The organism is Dactylosporangium sp. CA-152071 (assembly GCF_050936335.1).
Lineage (GTDB): Bacteria > Actinomycetota > Actinomycetes > Mycobacteriales > Micromonosporaceae > Dactylosporangium > Dactylosporangium maewongense.
In genome coordinates this window covers 940,166-959,113 of sequence record NZ_JBNJMZ010000002.1, presented here as the reverse complement: position 1 = coordinate 959,113, position 18,948 = coordinate 940,166, and the positions used below count along the sequence as shown (strand labels likewise).

General features: G+C 73.0%; 13 protein-coding genes. 2 read left to right on the top strand and 11 right to left on the bottom strand.

Translation table 11 applies throughout. From position 1 onward, the window contains the following. Positions 1 to 55: 55 nt before the first annotated feature. The 11 genes from ACQEVZ_RS44480 to ACQEVZ_RS44430 all read right to left on the bottom strand — a co-directional run bounded on the left by ACQEVZ_RS44480 (position 56) and on the right by ACQEVZ_RS44430 (position 15,308). Positions 56 to 1,045: a CBM35 domain-containing protein gene (locus ACQEVZ_RS44480; protein WP_433379349.1), complete on the bottom strand. Its 990-nt coding sequence runs from the start codon at positions 1,043 to 1,045 to the stop codon at positions 56 to 58. A gap of 88 nt (positions 1,046 to 1,133) precedes the next feature. Beyond that, entirely contained in the window at positions 1,134 to 1,574 is a 441-nt protein-coding gene (locus tag ACQEVZ_RS44475; protein WP_433379346.1) for a DUF3592 domain-containing protein, read from the bottom strand. A 162-nt stretch (positions 1,575 to 1,736) separates the two neighbouring features. Beyond that, a complete protein-coding gene (locus ACQEVZ_RS44470; protein WP_433379343.1) occupies positions 1,737 to 4,166 on the bottom strand; it encodes a tetratricopeptide repeat protein in 2,430 nt (809 codons plus the stop codon). Positions 4,167 to 4,298: 132 nt separating this feature from the next. Further along, complete coding sequence (locus tag ACQEVZ_RS44465; protein WP_433379340.1) at positions 4,299 to 6,890, bottom strand: LuxR C-terminal-related transcriptional regulator; 2,592 nt, start codon at positions 6,888 to 6,890, stop codon at positions 4,299 to 4,301. A gap of 4 nt (positions 6,891 to 6,894) precedes the next feature. After that, the gene (locus tag ACQEVZ_RS44460) at positions 6,895 to 9,015 is read right to left on the bottom strand and encodes an MMPL family transporter (protein ID WP_433379337.1); all 2,121 of its coding nucleotides are present in this window, start codon (positions 9,013 to 9,015) and stop codon (positions 6,895 to 6,897) included. 60 nt (positions 9,016 to 9,075) lie between these two features. Beyond that, entirely contained in the window at positions 9,076 to 9,750 is a 675-nt protein-coding gene (locus ACQEVZ_RS44455; RefSeq protein ID WP_433386067.1) for a C40 family peptidase, read from the bottom strand. Positions 9,751 to 9,752: 2 nt separating this feature from the next. Next, positions 9,753 to 10,814, bottom strand: a complete 1,062-nt coding sequence (locus ACQEVZ_RS44450) for a mandelate racemase/muconate lactonizing enzyme family protein (protein ID WP_433379334.1) — start codon at positions 10,812 to 10,814, stop codon at positions 9,753 to 9,755. After that, positions 10,811 to 11,554 carry a serine hydrolase gene (locus ACQEVZ_RS44445; RefSeq protein WP_433379331.1) on the bottom strand — a complete coding sequence of 248 codons (744 nt, stop codon included), beginning with the start codon at positions 11,552 to 11,554 and terminating at the stop codon, positions 10,811 to 10,813. Before ACQEVZ_RS44445 ends, ACQEVZ_RS44450 begins: the two co-directional genes overlap by 4 nt. Then, positions 11,551 to 13,299 (bottom strand): ABC transporter substrate-binding protein, encoded by a 1,749-nt coding sequence (locus ACQEVZ_RS44440; protein WP_433379328.1) that lies wholly within the window; start codon positions 13,297 to 13,299, stop codon positions 11,551 to 11,553. The genes ACQEVZ_RS44445 and ACQEVZ_RS44440 overlap by 4 nt, the downstream gene beginning before the upstream one ends. Before the next feature lie 19 nt (positions 13,300 to 13,318). Continuing rightward, positions 13,319 to 14,305, bottom strand: a complete 987-nt coding sequence (locus ACQEVZ_RS44435) for an ABC transporter permease (RefSeq protein WP_433379325.1) — start codon at positions 14,303 to 14,305, stop codon at positions 13,319 to 13,321. A gap of 7 nt (positions 14,306 to 14,312) precedes the next feature. After that, the gene (locus ACQEVZ_RS44430; protein ID WP_433379322.1) at positions 14,313 to 15,308 is read right to left on the bottom strand and encodes an ABC transporter permease; all 996 of its coding nucleotides are present in this window, start codon (positions 15,306 to 15,308) and stop codon (positions 14,313 to 14,315) included. Between the two features lie 285 nt (positions 15,309 to 15,593). Between ACQEVZ_RS44430 and ACQEVZ_RS44425 the strand changes: the two genes are divergently transcribed. After that, positions 15,594 to 17,558, top strand: a complete 1,965-nt coding sequence (locus ACQEVZ_RS44425; RefSeq protein WP_433379319.1) for an N-acetylmuramoyl-L-alanine amidase — start codon at positions 15,594 to 15,596, stop codon at positions 17,556 to 17,558. 95 nt (positions 17,559 to 17,653) lie between these two features. Next, a complete protein-coding gene (locus ACQEVZ_RS44420) occupies positions 17,654 to 18,946 on the top strand; it encodes a C39 family peptidase (protein WP_354903358.1) in 1,293 nt (430 codons plus the stop codon). Positions 18,947 to 18,948: the final 2 nt, after the last annotated feature.

Below are 18,948 nucleotides of genomic sequence, written 5' to 3'. Positions count from 1 at the left end.
CGGCCCAGGGGCGCCCACCGGATCCAGGGGGCGCCCCTTCGCCATCGACGGCCGGTCAGGCGTCGGTCTTCTTGAGCTCGGCGTAGTCGAGCTCGGCGTAGCCGACGCCCTTCTGCAGGCGGATCCGGTTGGTGCCGGCGTTGAGCTGGACCGTCACCGGGGCGACGCGACCGGCACGGTCCTGGGTCGGGCCGTCGAACCACGCGCCGGTGCTCGGGTAGGAGACGGTGCCCGCGGCGGCGCCGTTGACGTACATCTGATGCGTGGACGTCGTGGTGGTGCCGTTGGCGTAGCCGACCTCGAGGCGGTAGGTGCCCGTCATCGGCGCCTCGACCGCGAACTCGACGGCGCTGTCCGGGAGGTCGATGCCGCCGACCTTGTCGGGGAACTCGTTCCAGCGGAAGCCGCCGATGCGGGCGTTGGTCACGGCGGTCAGCCCGCGCCGGGCCAGGCCGAGCACCCGCACGTCGACGTCGTTGTCCTCGCCGCCGACGAGGATCTGCACGGTCCGGAGCTCGTCGTCCCAGCTGGCGACGCCGTCGGAGGCCAGGTACCGTCGCGTGTCCCACCGGCTCACGTCGACGCGGGTGCCGGTCATCGCCTTGTACCAGGCCATCATCTGCCAGCCGGCGTTCGGCTTGAGCCCGGCCGACGTGCGCCGCAGCGTGTTGCCCAGCAGCCCAGGGTTCGTGTAGATGCCCATCATCGCGTGATCGACGTTGTACCGTTCGAACTCCGCCCAATGCTTGATCATCGAACCGGGCACGCCCTCGAAGTCCTTCGCGCCGCCCGAGCCGTGCTCCTCGATGACGACCGGCAGCGGCCTGCCGGGGATGCCGAGCTCGTTCTCCAGCGGGCGGTAGTACCGGCTGAGCGTCTCGGGCACGTCACCCGGGCTCGGCCCGAGGTTGTGCCAGCCGATCATGTTGGGCACGGTGCCGGTGTTGCGGGCGTTGACGAGGAAGTTGCGCATCTTCGTCTGCAGCTCGGGCTGCCAGCCGAGGTAGAACTCCCAAGTTGTCCGATGCTTCTCCGGTACCCACACCACCGTCGACCGTTTTCGAAACCCCTGCCAACGATCGGCACGAACGTCCCGGGCAGCGCCGAACTTGCACCTGCCGGTCGATCGGGTCTCACGCCCGCCGGCGCCCACGAAACAGGGTTGAGGGAAGCGCCGTGGCGACCCAGATGCCGAGGCCGCCGACCAGTGTCATGAAGCCGGCCGGTAGCAGAAGGTAGCGGGTGGCGAGGTTCGAGTCGTCGGTGTTGCCGTCGCTGGTCACGAACTCGTCGGGATGCTGCGGGTCGACCCAGATCCGCAGCATCGGACCAGGCGGTTCGGCGCACCCGCCGCTGCCGCCGCATCGCGTCTGGGCCGAATACCGCACGCCGTTGTAGGTGTACGTCAGCCTTATGTAGTCAGCGGCCGCCGTGCTGCGCTGCTGTGTGGACCAGCCGGTGACCGAGGCGTCGACTGGCACTCCGGTGGCGCGTAGCCGTTCGGCCTTGTCGTGGTTCCACGACAAGAGGACCGGCGTCCCGGCAGCGAGCGCCAATCCCGCAATGAGCAACACGGCAGCGAGCGCCAGCAGTCCCCGGTCCGGCCGTCTCCGTTGATCGCCTCGGCCGTTCACCACGGGACAGACTGCCACAGCACAGGGCCGCGAACAACGCCATGATCGACCTCCTGCCGAAGGGCGGCCGCCGCCGGGGTGGAGGTGGTGGGCACCGGCGGGTCAGCCGGTGCCCACCGGTTCGTGCTGGGCGTCCAGTCCGCCCGCCGCGCCCCGGGCCCACGCCCGGGCGACGCGTTCGTCGCCCAGGTGCCGCCGGACCACGGCGAGGTCACGCGCCTGGCAGGCCCGCTCCACCGGGTCCATGAGCACGCGTGACACCGCGGAGATCGCGCCGAAGAGGCCGGCCGCGCGTTCCAGGTCGTGTTCCACGATCGCCACGCCCGCCAGGCCGGCGAGCGAGCGCACGACCCCGTCACGGTCGGCCTCCGCACGGTTGAGGGCCAGGCAGCGCCCGAAGCACTCCCTGGCGCGTTGCAGGTCGCCGGCGGCGAGCGCGGCCCGGCCGAGGTGGGCGACCGCGGTCGACACGCCCCACGTGCTGCCGAGCTCGCCGAAGAGCTCCAGCGCCCGCGCGAAGCGCTCCTCGGCCGCCGCGTGGTCGCCCTGGACCAGGCCGGCGAGGCCGAGGTGGTCGAGGGTGATGACGGCGCCCCACGCGTGGCCGAGGCGGCCGAAGATGGTGTGCGCCGCCTCGAACAGCGCCTCCGCGCCGGTTGGGTCGTCGAGCGCGAGCCGGCCCTCGCCCAGATGGTCCAGCGACCAGGCGATGCCCTCGTCGTCGCCGAGCCCGCGGTACAGCTCCAGGCTCTCCTCGAACAGGGTGAGCGCCTGCCGGCCGGAGCCGGACGCCTGCTGCATCACGCCGACGCCGTGCAGCGCCTCCGCGATCCCGCGCGGGTCGCCGAGCCGCCGGCACAGGTTGAGGCTCTCGCCGAAGCAGGCGCGGGCCAGGAGGTGGTCGCCGCGGTCGACGGCGATCCAGCCGGCGCCGTAGAGCACGCGCGCGCGGACCGCCGGGTCGTGCTCGCCGGTCAGGTGCAGCGCCAGGGTCGTCCACCGGCCCGCCTCGGTGTGGTGCGAGCGGATGTGCCAGAACTTCCACAGCGCCGCCACGAGCCGCAGCCCGCCCTCGGCGTCGTCGCTCTGCACGTGCCACTCCAGGGCGGCGCGCAGGTTGTTGTGCTCGGCGTCCAGGCGGCTCAGCCACTGTTCCTGTGCGGCGCCGCCGAGCTGCCCGTACGCGATCTCGGCCAGGTCGAGGAAGTAGCGGGCGTGCGCGGCGCGGATCCGGTCCTCCTCGCCGGACGCGGCGAGCCGCTCCAGGGCGTACTCGCGGATCATGTCGAAGAAGACGGCGTAGCGTTCGCCGTCGCCGCGGACCTCCTGCCGGACGAGGTTCTTGTCGGCGAGGCCGGTCAGCCCGTGCAGGATCGCCCCGGGCCGCTCGCCGTCGAGGCCGGCGACCTGTTCGGCGCTGGCGACGGTGCAGCCGCCGGTGAAGACCGCCAGCCGCGCGAAGAGCCGCTGCTCTGCCGGGTCGAGCAGGTCGTAGCTCCAGTCGATGGTCCGCCGCAGCGTCTGCTGCCGCTCCGGCAGGTCCCGCGGCCCGTCGGTGAGCAGGGCCAGGCGGTCGGAGAGACGGGACAGGATCGCCGGCGGGCTCAGCAGCGTGATCCGCGCCGCGACCAGCTCGATCGCCAGGGGCAGCCCGTCGACGCCGGCGCAGATCGCGGCGACGTCGGCGGCGTTGGCGTCGGTGAGGGCGAAGTGCGGGTCGACGGCGTGGGCTCGTTCGACGAACAGCTCGACGGCGGCGGCGCGGGCGGCCGTCTCCGCGGTCAGCGCCGGCCCGTCGTCCGCCAGCCGCAGCGGCGGCACGGGAAACAGCCGCTCGCCCCGCAGGTGCAGCGGCGCCCGGCTGGTGGCGAGGACCCGCAGCTGCGGGCCGGCCGACAGCATCTCCGCGACCAGCCGCGCCGCGCCCGGCAGGTGCTCGCAGTCGTCGAGCAGGAGCAGCAGCCGCCGGGTCCGCAGGTGGTCCAGCAGCGCCATGCCGAGCGGCGTGCCGGGCACCTCACGGACGCCGAGGGCGGTGGCGATGCTCGGCACCAGCAGCGCCTCGTCGCCGAGCGGGGCGAGCGCCACGAAGTGCACGCCGTCGGGGAACAGCGGCCGTACCTCCGCCGCGACCTCGACGCTGAGCCGGCTCTTGCCGATCCCGGGCGGGCCGACGAGCGTCAGCATCCGGCTGTCCTGCCGCAGCAGCTCGGTGCGCACCGCGGCCTGCTCGTGGCCGCGGCCGATGAGCCGGGTCGGCGGCGTCGGCAGGTTGGTGGGGGTGTCGCGGTCGTCGACCCAGTCGGCCTGGCGGCGGGCCAGCCCGATGAACGCACCCTGCCGCTCGGGCGCGATGTGCAGGCACTTCGCGAGCCGCTCGGCCAGCTCGCGCGACGGCCGGCGCTCGTCGGTCTCCACCTTGCGGATGGTGATGACCGAGTAGCCGACCTGGCTGGCGAGGTCCTGCTGGGTCAGGTCGAGCGCGCGCCGCCGGGTCTTCACGAGCTGCCCGAACGTCGCGTCGACGGTCACCGTCCGCCCCCAGATGTCATCGTTTCGTCGCCGCGCGGCCGGCCCGCACGATGGCGCGGTCAGGCAGCACGACGAAACATGCTCGGCACACAGTGGCTGGGCGGTATGCGCAGCGTCATGAGTGGCGGCCACTCAGATTCGTGGCGGCGCACCACTCAGTTCGTTGCGGCCGTGCAGGCCGAGCTTGAGATAGACGCGGGCCAGGTGGTTCTCGACCGTGCGGAACGACAGCGTCAGCCGCTCCGCGATGTCCCGGTTGCTGAACCCGGCGGCGGCCAGGGAGGCGATCTCCCGCTCCCGCGGGGTGAGCCGGTGCTCGGCGTCGACCGCGGCCAGCAGCGGGGTGCGCAGCCCCGGGCAGCGTGCCGTGTAGGCGGCGACGGCGGCGGCGAGCCGGTTGACGTCCCGGACGGAGCCCTTCACCGCCCACGCGGCCGCCGCCGCGTCCGCCGCATACACGGTGAACCCGAGCTCGTCGAAGCGCCGGGCCGCCGCCTCCAGCCCGGGGCCGTCGCCGCCGGCCATCGCCCGCACGAACGCCGCGACGGCCTCGCCGAGCGGCCACCCGGGTGGGACGTCGCCGAGGATCGCCGCGGCCTGCCGGGCGCCGCCGAGCCTGGCCAGGTCGTTGCAGAGCACGACGCCGGGCAGCAGCGCGCCCCGGTCCCACCAGTGCCTGGCCCGCGCCGCGAGCCGGTGCCGGGCCCGTTCCGGGTCGCCGGTCAGCGTCTCGTGCCAGGCGAGCGCCCGGTCGATCTCGTAGTGGTACAGCTGCACCTGCCGCTGCTCGGGCCGGGTCGCGGCCAGCTCCGCCGCGATCGTCGCCGCCCGGGCCGGGTCGCCCTCGTGGACGGCGACGAGCAGCCCGATGGCGAGCACCCAGCCGAGCCCGATCGGCGAGCTGACCTGCCGGAAGTAGGCGGCGGCCTCGATCGCGTGGCCGCGGGCGGCCTCGAGGTCACCGGCCGGCAGCTCCAGGCTCGCCAGGCCGGCCGTGATCCAGGCGAGGCCGTGCGCGTCGCCCTTGCTCGCGGCGGTCCGCAGGACCGTCTCGCCGAAGCGCCGGGCGTCGGCGACGTGGCCGGCGTCGGTCGTCACCCGCACGCACAGCCCGGCGAGACCGGGCAGGACGCCGATGTCCTGGTGCGCGCGCTCGGCACTGGTCGCGAGCCGGTGCGCGCGGCGGGCCAGGCGGATCGCCTCCGGGAACCGGCCGGCCAGCATGTACGCCAGACCCCCGGCCGCCGACGCCTGCAGGGTGAGGGCACCGTCAGCGCCGAGGACCGGCTCCAGCAGGGCCAGTGCGTCGTCCGGGGCGCCCGACGCGGCGAGCAGCATGCTGCGCTGCGTGGTGAGCGCCGCCCGCCACTGCGGGTCGGTGACCACCGTCCCGGCCCGCTCCAGGGTGGCGAGGGCCTCGTCGAGCCGGCCGGCGCCCCACCCGAGGTAGAACGCCTGGGCGAGCGCGGCGCCGGCCCGGTCCTCGTCGGTGCCGGCGGTCGCGGCGATCCGGTCGAGGACCGCGTAGCCGTCGCCGGACCGCCCCGCGTCGAACTGCGCCGCCGCCAGCAGCAGCCCGGCCTCCGCCGCGCCGGTCGCCCGCCACGCGTGCCTGGCCAGGCGTTCCCGGACGGCGACCCGGGCCCGCAGCAGGGTGGCGAGGCGGGCCGCCTCGGTCATCCACGCCGCGTTGACCGGCCCGCCGCCGGTGAGCCGCCACACCGCCCAGCGCAGCAGGTCCTCTCGGCGCCGCGCGCCGGTGCGCTCCCACAGGTCGGCGAGGGTGCGGCTGTGCCGCAGACGGACCGACACCGGCAGGGTCGTGCGCAGGATCTCCCCGTACAGCGGGTGCGCGAGCGCGGCGTGCGTGCGCCGGCCGTCCTGCCGGACGGTGATCAGCCCGCGCCGTTCGAGCCCTTCGACGGCGTCGTGGTCGCTCAGCCCGTACACCTGCGAAAGACCGAGCTGTCCGGCGATCGCCAGCAGCTCCAGGGCCAGCCGCTCCTGCCGGCTCGTGCTGCGCAGCCGGGCGTTGAGCAGGTCCGTCAGCCGCGGCGACGCGGCCGGCAGCTGCCGCAGGTGCCACAGGCCGTCGACGACGGCGAGCGCGCCCGACTCCACGGCGTCGGTCAGCAGCTCGTGCACGTACAGCGGGTTGCCCGCCGACAGCCGCTGCACGTGCGCGACGGTGATGCTGGAGACCGGCCCGTCGAGGACGGCGGCGACCAGCTCGGCGACGCCCGCCGCGGTCAGCGGGCCGAGGTCGACGCGCTCCAGCCGCCCGGTGCGCATGAGCGCGGTGACGAACGCGGGCAGCTCGACGCCGGCGCGGACGGTGGCGACGACGTCCAGGAGACCGTTGGCGACGATCTGGTGCACCGCGGCCGCCGACATCGGGTCGAGCAGGTCGACGTCGTCGACGAACAGCAGCCCCCGCCCGTGCCCGGGGACCAGCGCCCGCAGCACGGCCGCGACGTCCTTCGGCGGCTGCGCCGGCAGCAGCGGGCCGAGCGCCCCGAGCGGCAGCTCCCGCGCCGCCTCCGACGCGTGCACCCGCATGGCGTGGTGGCCCTGCCGGCCGGCGGCGGTGACGACCTCGTCGGCGAGCCGGCTCTTGCCGATGCCCGCCGGGCCGATGAGCAGCGCCCCGCCGGGCTCCGCGCCGGTGATCGTGCGTTCGACGACGGCCCGCTCCGGGTCGCGGGCCACGAACGGCCGGCGCATCGTCCTACCTCCCGCTTGTCACTTCCCTGTGAGGCAAGCTCCCCCGTGAGCGAAGTGTGCCACCCGGCTTCAAGCCCGGCCGCCACCAGTTCGCGGTGCCGAGCAGCGACATGGTGGCGGGCAGCAGCAGCCCGCGGACCACGGTGACGTCCAGCAGCACGGCGACGGTCATGCCGACGCCGATCTCCTTCACCGCGATCAGGTCGCCGAGCGCGAAGCCGAGGAAGACGATGCCGATCGCCAGGGCGGCCGTGGTGACGACGGGCCCGGTCGCGGTGATCCCGGCGAGCACCGCCCGGTCGTTCGCGGCCCGGTCGTCGCCGGTGCGGGCGTCCCACTCCTCCTTGATGCGGGCGAGGAGGAACACCTCGTAGTCCATCGACAGGCCGAAGATGAACACGAACAGCAGCAGCGGCGTGGTGATGTCCAGGGCCCCCCACGGCTCGAACCCGAGCAGCGCCGACCCCCAGCCCCACTGGAAGACGGCGACGAGCACGCCGAGGGTGGCGACGAGCGTGAGGACGTTCATGCACAGCGCCTTCACCGGCACCACGACCGAGCGGGTGAGCGCGAAGAGCAGGATCGCGGTGGCGACGACGATGACCGCGATCGCGATCGGCAGCCTGGACCGGGTCGACTCGCGGGCGTCGATGAGCTCGGCGGCGGGACCGGCCACGAGCACCGGCACCTGCGCGTCGATGGCGCGCACCTGGCCGACGAGGCGCTCGCCGGACCCGGCCGGGTGCAGGTCGACCACGGTGACGCCGGCGGGCAGGCCGGTGCGCAGGTCGAGCTCGGCCTCGCCGGTCAGGGCGCGGATCCGCTCCAGCACCGGCACCACCGGCGCGTCGCCGGCGCCGCCCTCGATGAGGACCGTGACGGGCTGGGTCGTCCATTTGGCGAAGTCGCGCTCGACCGCCTCGTACGCGAGCCGCTCCTCGCTCTTCGTGGGCAGCGACCGGGCGTCGGAGTTGGCGAGGGTGAGGTGCAGCAGGGGCAGGCTCAGCAGGACCAGCCCGGCGGTCACGCCGAGCGCCACGGCCGCGGGGCGTCGCTGCGCGGATGCGGCGAGCCGCGCCAGGACTCCGGGTCGCTGTTTCCGCGTCGGTACCGCCAATGCCGGGATCCTCTGGTGCGCGACCGCGATCAGGGCCGGGACCAGCGTGAGGCCGGCGGCGGTGGCGAGACAGACGACGAGCGCGCCGCCGAGCGCCATCGCGGCGAGCAGCGGCTCCGCGAACGCGAACAGCCCGGCGAGCGCGGCGCCCACGGCGAGCCCGGAGACGAGCACGGCCCGCCCGGCGGTCGCGACGGTCGTGGCGAGGAGGTCCGGCAGCGCCGCCTTGCGGTTCGCGGCGCGCTCCTCCCGGAACCTGGTGAGGACCAGCAGGCTGTAGTCGACGGCGAGGCCGAGCCCGAGGAGGGTGACGACGTTGACCGAGTACTCGCTGACCGGCATCGCGCCGGCGAGCCCGGCCAGCGCGAGCAGCGTCGCGGCGACCGTGCCGAGCGCGGCGACCAGCGGCAGGCTGCCCGCCACGATCCCGCGGAGGATGACGGCGAGGACCCCGCACAGCACGACGAGCGCGACCCCTTCGCCGATTGCGGCGTCCTTGATCGCCTGCTCGCCGAATGTCCGCTCGGCGAGCAGCTCCCCGCCGACGAGCACCCGCGGCGCGTCGATGCGGCGCAGCGCGGCCTTGACCTTGTCCGCGACGGCGAGCGCCTCGGCGTCGGTCAGCTCCGGTTTGAGCTCGACGGTGACGAGCGAGCTGCGGTTGTCGCTGGAGACCTGGCCGGACCCGGCGGTGTAGGCGTCGGTGACCTTCGCGACCCCGGGGATGGCCCGGATGTCGAACATGACCCGGCTGGCGTTGTCGACGAGCGCGGTCGCGTTGAAGTCCCGCCCCGAGATGACCGCGACGACCCGTTCACCCTCCGGCGCGAGCCGGTCGATGCGCTCCCGCGCGACCGACGACTCGACGTCGGGGCGCAGCCCGTCCACCGACTGGGTCCGGTCGTAGACCGTGCCCCCGAACACCGCACCGGCCAGGGCGATCACGGCCCAGACGGCGAGGACGAGCATCCGGTGGTTGGCGGTCCACCGGCCGAGCAGTGCGAGCACCGCAGCCTCCTTGCGCTGCCGACATCCAACATCGACATCGACCGAACCGCAATAGGCGGATCACACGCGGTGCGCGCCGGCCAGGGTCTCGGCCCGCTCCGGTGGCATCGGCTCCTCGACGACGGCGTGCCGTCCCTGCGACGCGTGGATCAGGTGGCCGGGCGTCACCACGATGCCGACGTGGTGGGCAAGGCGGCCGGGGCGGGCGAAGAAGTACAGGTCGCCGGGGCGCTCCTCGCCGGCCGGCACCGCGACCGTGGCGGCCTGCTGCTGGTGGGCGTCGCGGGGGAGGCTGACGCCGAGGCGCCGCCAGACGAGGTGGACGAGGCCGGAGCAGTCGATGCCGTGCGTCGACAGGCCGCCCCACACGTAGGTGACGCCGATCAGGCGCCGGGCCTCGGTCAGGACCTCCTCGCCGGTCGGGGGCTTCGCCGCCGGTGCGGGGGCCTGGTCGTCAGGGGCGGGTGCGGCCGTCAGGTGGGCGGTGCGGATCCAGCCGAGGTAGTCGTGCTGGCCGGGGAGCGTCACCCTGGACCAGCCGTCGGGGCGGCTCTCCTCGACGACGACCCGGTCGCCGAGGAGGGCCTGGGTCACGACGTCGCTGCTGGTCTGCTCGTCGGGGGTCATCGCCGCGACCCAGGCGGCGTGGTCGGGCTCGTCGCGCAGGGCAGGTGCGTCGCAGGGGCGGGTCTTCGACGGCGCGGCCCACAGGGTGGCGACCGGCACGCGGATCACGTTCAACGCTGCTCCAAGGACAGGCCGAGGCCGGGGGCGTCGGGGAGGTGGACGCGGTCCCGCTCGTAGACGGGGCCGCCCTGGATGGGGGAGGACGACAGCCACCAGGCGGCGTCGAGGTCCGAGACGGCGGTGGTGCCGTAGGCGGCGACGAGGCTCGCGGCCGCGCCGACGCCGACCTGGGTCTCCATCATCGAGCCGACCAGGGTGCCCATGTCGTGGGCGGCGGCGAGGTCGAGCAGGGTGCGGGCGGGGCCGATGCCGCCGCACTTCGCGAGCTTCACGTTGACGAGGTCGGCGGCGCGGCGGCGGATCACCTCGACGAGGTCGCGGACGCCGAACACGGCCTCGTCGGCGAGGATCGGCACGCCGACGCGGTCGCTGACCCAGGCGAGCCCGTCGAGGTCATGCCGGGAGACGGGCTGCTCGACGAGCTCGACGTCGAGGCCGGCGTCCTCGATGCCGCGGATGACGGTGACGGCCTCGCGCGGGGTCCAGCCCTGGTTGGCGTCCAGGCGCAGCACCACGTCCGGACCGACCGCCTCGCGCAGCTCCCGGACGCGCGCGAGGTCCCCGCCGACGCCGACCTTGACCTTCAGCACATGGAAGCCTTCGGCGACCCGGGCGTGGGCGGCGTCCACCAACGAACCGGCGGAGAGGGTGACGTCGGTCGGCACCGACGTGGCGGTGCCCCCGAGGAACCGGACGAGGGGCAGGCCGAGGCGGCGCGCGGCGAGGTCGTGCAGGGCGACGTCGACGGCAGCCTTGGCGCCCTCGTTGCGCTGGGCCGCCCGCTGTACGAGCCGCGTATTGCCGGTCAGGTCGTCGGCGTCGCGGCCGGTGATCAGCGGGCCCAGCAGCTGCTGGACGCAGGCCTCGGCCCCGGCGACGGACCCGCCGGTCACCTGCCACACCTGCGGCGCCTCGCCGTAGCCGCTGCACCCGTCGCCGTCGACGACCTCGACGATCAGCGACTCGGCGGCGGTGGCGCGGCGCAGCGCGGTGACGAACGGCGTGTGGAACGGCGCCGACACCCGGTGCGTGCGCACCTCCTTGATCGTCACTGGCGCTCCTCCCAGGCGGTTCTCGACACGTGGGCGATGACGGTCGCGGCGTCGGGCACGCCGGTCGTGCAGACGGCGACCACGTAGGGCGGCGCGTCGGGCGGCAGCACCACGCCCGCGCTGTGCCGCACCCCGTCGACCCAGCCGCTCTTGTACGCGACCCGGACCCCCGCGGGCACCCCGAGCGCGAGATCCTCCCGGAGCTCCTGCCCGGCGAGGACGTCGAGCATCTCCGCGCACGCCGCGGGCGAGGCGACGGTCCCGGCGAGGAGCCCACCGAACAGCAGGGCGAGGTCGGCCGCCGTGACCGTGTTGGTGATCCCGGCCGCCTCGGCGGCGGCGTCCTCGATGCCGCGGCCGGTGACGCTGCGGGTCGCGCCCGCCACCCGCCACGCCTCAGCGACCGCGGGCAGCCCGACGAGCGCGAGCAGGAGGTTGGTCGCGAGGTTGCTGGACCGCACGATCATGCGGCGGGCCAGCCAGCGGGCCGGCGCCGCGCTGCCGAGGCGGTCCCAGACGTCGTGCTCGTTGTCGTAGCCGGGGTCGCAGCTGTACGAGGAGCCGGTCGCCGACGTGAACGTGTTGGCGACCGGCACCGGCGCGTCGAGGTCGAGGGTGCCGGCGTCCGCCGCCCGGTGGAGGGCGACGAACACCGGCACCTTCATCGTGCTGGCCGCGTAGTGCGGCACGTCCGCCAGGCGTGCCGCCCCGGGCCTTGTCACCGACAGAAGACCGGTCACTGCTTCACGTAGGCGTTGGTGACCGCGACGCTGCCCCAGATCGAGTCGATGAACAGGCCGCCGACCTTGGAGCCGTGGATGGTGAACATGACGTCGACGTACAGCGGCACGACCGGCGCGTGCTCCAGCATGATCTTCTCGTCGAGCTTGCCCCACTCGGCGCCCTGCTCACCGACGGGCATCGCCAGGATGCGGTCGAACTCGGCGTTGAGCGCGGGCGCGTTGAGGTAGGACGCGCCGTTGTTGCTGCCGCCGTCCTTGATGGCGCGGCCGTCGTAGAGCACCGGCAGGATCGACGCGCCGCTGGGCCAGTCAGCGCCCCACGAGCCGATGTACAGGTCCCACGGGTTGTCCTTCTTCTTGGTCTCGTCGAGGAACGTGTCGGCGGCGATCGGCTTCAGCGTGATCTTGAAGCCGGCCTTCTCCAGGTTGCTCTTCAGGGTGGTGCTGAGCTCCTGGTTGCGGGAGTCGTCGGGGAAGCCCAGGACCAGCTCGACGCTCTTGCCGCCGAGCAGCTCCTTCGCCTTCTCCGGGTTGCCGCTCTTGCCGGCCGGGTAGGCCTCGTAGTTCTTCCAGCCGATCGTCGCCGGCGGCATGAGCGTGGTGACGGCCCGCGCGACGGTGTCGCCGCCGAGGGTCTTGACGATGCCGTCGCGGTCGATGACGGTGTTGAGCGCCTGGCGGACCTTCAGGTCGGTGACCCGGTTGTTGTTGATGGTCAGCGTGTACTCGCTGGGCGTCGGCTCCTGCAGGGTGCGGGCCTTCAGCGCGGGGTCGCCGACCACCTTGGACACCAGCGAGGCGTCGACACCGTTGAACGACACGGCGGCCGCGTCGGCGCCGCTGTCGGCGATGATGCGGTTGGTCTGGGTGACGATGTTGGCGCCGAACTCGTAGACGTAGCTGTCCGGGTACTGGTGGCGCATCGCGTCGGTCGCCGGGTCCCAGAACGTGTTGCGCTCGAACGTGAGCCGGGTGCCGGCCTCGTTCTTCGTCAGCTTGTAGGGGCCGGAGGAGAACGGCTGCTTGTCGTAGTCGGTGCCGGTGTCCTTGGCCGGCGGCACGGGCGCGGTCGCCGGCAGCGACGCCGCGAACGGCAGGTCGCAGTGCGGCTTGGCGAAGGTGAGCCGCAGCGTCCTGGGGTCCGGGGCGGTGAGGCCGGGCGGCAGCGCCGTCTTGTCGGCGGCGAAGTTGAACTTCGTGTCGAACTGGGGCGAGTCGGCGAGCCACTCCTGGATGTAGGTGGGGCCGCCGGTCAGCGCGAGGTCGAAGGAGCGGGCGATGCCGTAGGCGATCTCCTTGGACGTGATGGCGCTGCCGTCCTCGAACTTCACCCCGTCCTTGATCTTGAACTCCCAGGTCTTGCAGTTCTTGTCGACGTCGGTGCCGGGCGTCTCGGCCAGGTCGCCGACGAGGACGACCTTGCCCTTGCCGTCGTCCTTGTACGTGGTGAGCCGCCGCGCGTACAGCTGCGACGCGGTCAGGCCGACGAAGGAGTACACGCGCTGCGGGTCGAGGTGGGAGACCTTGCTCTGCCGCAGGACGGTGACGGTGCCGCCCTTGCCGGCGCCGGGGATCTCCGCCGCCGGGCCCTTGGAGTCCTTCGGGTCGGTGGCGATCGAGCCGCTCGCCTGCCGGTCGGTGTCGGGCTGGGCGTCGTCGTCGGTCCGCTTGTTGTTGCTGCACGCGCCGAGCCCGGCGATGAGCGTGAGCAGTACCAACGCTGTCAAAGGTTTGCGTGGCATGGTGGCCTCCCTGGTCGTTTCACCGCAACCGGACCCGTGGGTCGATGAAGGTGTAGAGCACGTCGACGACGACGTTGGCGACGACGATGAACGCCGCCGCGAGCAGGACAGTGCCCATGATCGTCGGCAGGTCGCCGTCCTTGACCGCGTCGATCGCGGTGCGTCCGAGCCCGCGGAGCCCGAACGTGGTCTCGGTGATCACCGTGCCGCCGAGCGCGGCGCCGATCTCGACGCCGGCGGTGGTGACCAGCGGCGTGATCGCGGCCCGCAGCGCGTGGCGGCGGATGACGGTGCGGGACGGCAGGCCCTTGGCGTGCGCGGTGCGGACGTAGTCCTCCGACAGCGTCTCCAGCATCTGTGCGCGCGACAGCCGGGCGTAGACGGCGGAGAACAGGAACGCCAGGGCGCACCACGGCAGGATCAGCGCCGTCGCCCAGTCCCACGGGTTGTCCAGGATCGGCGTGTACCGCGGATACGGCAGGATCTTCAGCGTGTAGACGAAGACGAGCAGCAGGACCCCGCCGACGAAGTACAGCTGCAGCGAGGCGCCGGTCAGTGACACGCCGATGGCGAGCCGGTCGAACACGGTGCCGAGGCGCAGCGCCGACAGCATGCCCAGGCCGATGCCGACGGCGAGCCACAGCACCGACGCGGGGACCACGATGCTGAGCGTCACCGGGATGACCCGCACGATCGTCTCGGTCACCGGCTCGCTGTTGACGTACGAGTACCCGAGGCATGGCGCGTCGCAGTAGCCGCCCTGCGCGGAGCCCAGGTCCCGGCCGGCGAAGATCCCCTTCACGTAGTGCAGGTACTGCACGTACTTGGGGTCGTTGAGCCCGAGCTCGTCGCGGACGCGCTCGAGGCGGGCCGCGTCGCAGTTCTTCGGGCACATCGCGGTCGCCGGGTCGCGGGGGAGCGCGAAGAACATCAGGAACGTCAGCACGCTCACCGCGAACAGCGTGAGCACCGCCAGCAGGATCCGCCGGATCAGGAAGTTGAGCATCGCGGGCCTACCGGGTCGATCTCGGGTCGAGCGCGTCGCGGACGGCGTCGCCGAACAGGTTGAAGGCGAGGACCAGCACGAAGATCGTCACGCCGGGGAAGAACACGTACGCCGGGTCGGTCTGCAGGTAGTTGAGGCTGCGGAAGATGGTGCGCCCGAAGTCGGGCGTCGGCTCCAGCATCCCGATGCCGAGGAAGGACAGGGCCGCCTCGCTGGTGATGTACGCCGGGATCGACAGCGAGAACACGACGATGATCGGCGCCCACAGGTTCGGCAGCAGTTCCTTGAACAGGATCCGCGGGGTCCGGGCGCCGGTGGCCCGGGCGGCCTCGACGAACTCGCGCTCCCGCAGCGACAGCACCTGGCCGCGCACGAGGCGGGCGGTGCTGGTCCAGCCGAACGCGGCGAACAGCCCGATCAGCACGACGACCCGGAACCAGCCCGGCACCGCCTCGCGCGGGCCGTAGAAGGCGAGCTCCAGGGGCCGGATCAGGGCGAGGGTGAAGATGAGGAACGGCAGCGCGAGGGCGACGTCGGTGATCCAGTTGATGATCGCGTCGACCCAGCCGCCGAGGTAGCCGGAGATGATCCCGGTGAGCACGCCGAGCGTGGTGGTGACCAGCGCCGCGGCGAACGCGATGCCCAGCGAGGTGCGCATCCCGTAGACCATCTGGATGAACAGGTCCCGGCCGAGGCCGGGCTCGAGGCCGAACCAGTGGGTGCCCGTGACACCGCCGGCCACCCCGTACGGCATGCCGAAGCGGTCCAGGTCGTCCTTGAACGAGTCCAGCGGGCCGATCCCGTACGCCTTCTCGATCAGCGGCGCGGCGAGGCCCACGACGACGAGCACCGCCGACACGACGCCGCTGGCCAGGGCGGTGCGGTCGCGGCGCAGGCGCAGCCAGACCGCCTGCGTGAGCGACCGCGCGGCGATCCCGCCGGCCGGCTCGCGGTCCACGGCCGGCGGGTCCACCCGCTCCGATTCCAGTGGTACGACGCTCATGACGCCACCCACCTCCCCGGCATCGACGACATCGACTGTAGGTAACCGTCGACGTGCGACGTACCAGTGAAGGTAATCTACAAACCTTCCGCAGTCACTGGTCCGCCGTAACGGATCTGCATACCTTGCTGTCCGTTCTTGTTCATACCGTTCCGGACAAATCGGTTGAGATCGCTCCGCAATCCCGTAGGTTCCCTACGCTTTGAGGCAACTCGCCGTTAGGGATTGACGTCAAAGATTGCTATGCGTCACGCTGTGCCCAGCCATCCGCAGTCAGGAGGTTCGATGCGCCTTCGCCGCAGGTCCTTCATGCTCGGCGCCGCGGTCGCCCTGGTGTCCACCGCCACCGCGGTGCCCGCCGCCCCCGCCACCGCCGCGCCGGCCACTCGCCAGGCCGCATACGCCGACGCCTCCGCCACCTGGGGCGTCCCGGTCGGCGTCCTGCTCGCCGTGTCCTATCTGGAGTCCCGGTGGGACACCAACCGCGGCGCGCCCAGCACCAGCGCCGGGTACGGCCCGATGCACCTCACCGACGCCGCGGCGCTCGCCGCCGCTCTCACCACCACGGGCCAGCCGCACCACGACACCGGTGACGCGCGCGGCGACGACTCCCGCGCCCCGAAGACCGTCCCGGCCGTCACCTCCGGCGCGGGCGGCCCGGCGCTGCAGACCCTCGACCGGGCCGCCGAGCTCACCGGCGCGTCGGAGACGGCGCTGCGAACCGACCCGGCCGCCAACATCAACGGCGGGGCCGCCCTGCTCGCCCAGTACCAGCGCGACGCCGGCGCACCCGGAGGCGCTGCCAGCGACCCGGCCGCCTGGTACGGGGCCGTCGCGAAGTACAGCGGCGCCGACACGACCGACGCCGCGGCCGCGTTCGCCGACGAGGTGTACGCGACGCTGCGGGACGGCGCCAGCCGTACCACCGACGACGGCCAGCTCGTGACGCTCGCCGCGCAGCCCAGGATCAGCCCCGTCACGGCGTGGCTGGACCGGCTCGGCCTGCGCCGGCCGCCGGCCCGCCCGGACGGCCTCGAGTGCCCGGTGGACATCTCGTGCGAGTGGATTCCCGCACCGTACGAGCAGTTCGGCGACGGCGACTACGGCAACCACGACCTCAGCGACCGCCCGGCCCGGCAGCGGATCGAGTACATCGTCATCCACGACACCGAGGCCAGCTACGACACCACGCTGAAGCTCGTGCAGGACCCGACGTACGTCAGCTGGCACTACACGCTGCGCTCCGTCGACGGGCACGTCGCCCAGCACGTGAAGACCAAGGACGTCGCGTGGCACGCCGGCAACTGGTACGTCAACGCCAAGTCCGTCGGGCTGGAGCACGAGGGCTACGCCGCGCAGCAGGGCGCCTGGTACACGGAGGCGATGTACCGCTCGTCGGCGAAGCTCGTGCGCTACCTTGCGGCGCGCCTGGCCATCCCGCTCGACCGGCAGCACATCATCGGCCACGACAACGTGCCGGGGACCGTGCCGTCGACGGTGAGGGGCATGCACTGGGACCCGGGCCCGTACTGGGACTGGAGCCACTACTTCGACCTGCTGCACGCGCCGTTCGTCCAGTTCGGCACGCCGCGGACCGGCCTCGTCACGATCGACCCGGACTACGGGCAGAACCAGCTGCCGTTCACCGGGTGCACGGGCACGCCGGACACCCCCTGCCCGCCGCACGGCTCCTCGTCGGTGCTGCTGCGCACCGCGCCCGCCGCGGACGCGCCGCTGCTCAGCGACATCGGCCTGCGTCCCGGCGGCGAACCGGCCACGATGCAGGTCTCCGACCACGGCGCCCGCGCCGCCGCCGGGCAGACCTACGCCGTCGCCGACCGGCAGGGCGACTGGACCGCGATCTGGTACCTCGGCCAGAAGGGCTGGTTCCTCAACCCGCCGGCGCGCCCCGCGGCGAAGTGGTCGACCGGCCTCGTGGTCACCCCCAAGGCCGGCAAGGCGACGATCCCCGTGTACGGGCGCGCCTACCCGGAGGCGACCGCCTACCCGGCCGGCGTGCCGGTCCAGGCGATCACGCCGCTGCAGTACACCTTCGCCGCCGGCCAGCGCTACACCCTCGGCGGCATCGTGCCCGGCGAGTACTACCGGGCCGTGACCTTCGACGGCTCCTCGCCCGGCGACTGGACCGTCATCCGCGGCCAGAACCGGTACGCGCAGGTCCAGTTCGGACACCGGGTCATGTTCGTCAACCTGGACGACGTGCAGATCCTGCCGTCGTTCCTTCCCTAGGAGCGGTAATGAGCGGTCAGCGGAGCGGCTCGGGCCGCTCATCAGGAATGCGGGGTGGGCTCAGGCCGGCGCCGGAGCGCAGCGGAGGGGGCGGCATGAGACGCATTGTCGCCATCGTCGTGCTCGCAGCCGCGTCGCTGCTCCCGGCGGCACCCGCGGTGGCACACCCGGGCAGCCCGGTCCACGACGAGCAGATCACGTTCCACGCCTGGCAGAGCTTCCCGCAGTGGCTCAGCGGCAGGAGCGAGGGCACCCGGGCGGTGCCGGGCCGCAAGCCGTTCCTCACCATCGGCGGTGCCGCGGGGACCGCCGACGGCTGGGACTACGCGACCTGGACCTCGCCGGTGCAGCGCGTCGGCTTCGGCGCCAGCGAGCTGGTCGCGTCCTGGAACGCCGACACCCCGGCCGGGACCTGGCTGCAGGTCGAGCTGGAGGGCACCTACACCGACGGCCGGGCGACCCCGCGGTACGTCATGGGCAAGTGGGCGAGCGGTGACCAGGACATCCACCGCGCCACCGTCGACGGCCAGAGCGACGGCGTCTCGTCGATCTGGACCGACACCTTCTCCATCGACGACGCCTCGGCCGGCGTGCTGCTGCAGTCCTACCGGCTGCGGCTCACCCTGTACCGCAAGGCGGGCACGACCGCGGCGCCGCGCGTCTACCTCGCCGGGGCCATGGCCTCCAACGTGCCGGACCGCTTCACCGTGCCGGCCAGCGCCGGGCACATCGCCTGGGGCCGGGAGCTGGCGGTCCCGCGCTACTCGCAGAACATCCACGAGGGCCACTACCCCGAGTACGACAACGGTGGCGAGGCCTGGTGCTCGCCGACGTCCACGGAGATGGTCGTCGAGTACTGGGGCAAGCACCCCCGTCCGGAGGACCTCGCCTGGGTCGACCCCACCGACCCGGACCCGCAGGTCGACAACGCGGCCCGCAGCACCTACGACTACACCTACGAGGGCGCCGGCAACTGGCCGTTCAACACCGCCTACGCGGCCACCTACGGCCTCACCGGCATCGTGACCCGGCTGCACTCCCTCGACGAGGCCGAGCGCTTCATCGCGGCCGGCATCCCCGTCGTCACCTCGCAGTCGTTCCTCGCCACCGAGCTGACCGCCGCGAACTACTCCACTTCCGGGCACCTGTTCGTCATCGTCGGCTTCACCGCCACCGGTGACGTGATCGTCAACGACCCGGCGTCCTCGTCGAACGACGCGGTCCGCAACGTCTACAGCCGCACCGAGTTCGAGCAGGTGTGGCTGCGCACGAAGCGGTACCGCGCGAACGGCACCGTCGCCTCCGGCAGCGGCGGCATCGCCTACCTGATCGCCCCGTCCACCGCGCACTGGCCGCGGGTCCCGGGCTCGTCCAACTGGCTCTCGTGAAG

Excerpts from the sequence above, each read along its gene's own strand:
- ACQEVZ_RS44425 (WP_433379319.1), top strand. The coding sequence starts at position 15,594 with ATGCGCCTTCGCCGCAGGTCCTTCATGCTCGGCGCCGCGGTCGCCCTG.
- ACQEVZ_RS44420 (WP_354903358.1), top strand. The coding sequence starts at position 17,654 with ATGAGACGCATTGTCGCCATCGTCGTGCTCGCAGCCGCGTCGCTGCTC.
- ACQEVZ_RS44430 (WP_433379322.1), bottom strand. The coding sequence starts at position 15,308 with ATGAGCGTCGTACCACTGGAATCGGAGCGGGTGGACCCGCCGGCCGTG.
- ACQEVZ_RS44435 (WP_433379325.1), bottom strand. The coding sequence starts at position 14,305 with ATGCTCAACTTCCTGATCCGGCGGATCCTGCTGGCGGTGCTCACGCTG.
- ACQEVZ_RS44465 (WP_433379340.1), bottom strand. The coding sequence starts at position 6,890 with ATGCGCCGGCCGTTCGTGGCCCGCGACCCGGAGCGGGCCGTCGTCGAA.
- ACQEVZ_RS44440 (WP_433379328.1), bottom strand. The coding sequence starts at position 13,299 with ATGCCACGCAAACCTTTGACAGCGTTGGTACTGCTCACGCTCATCGCC.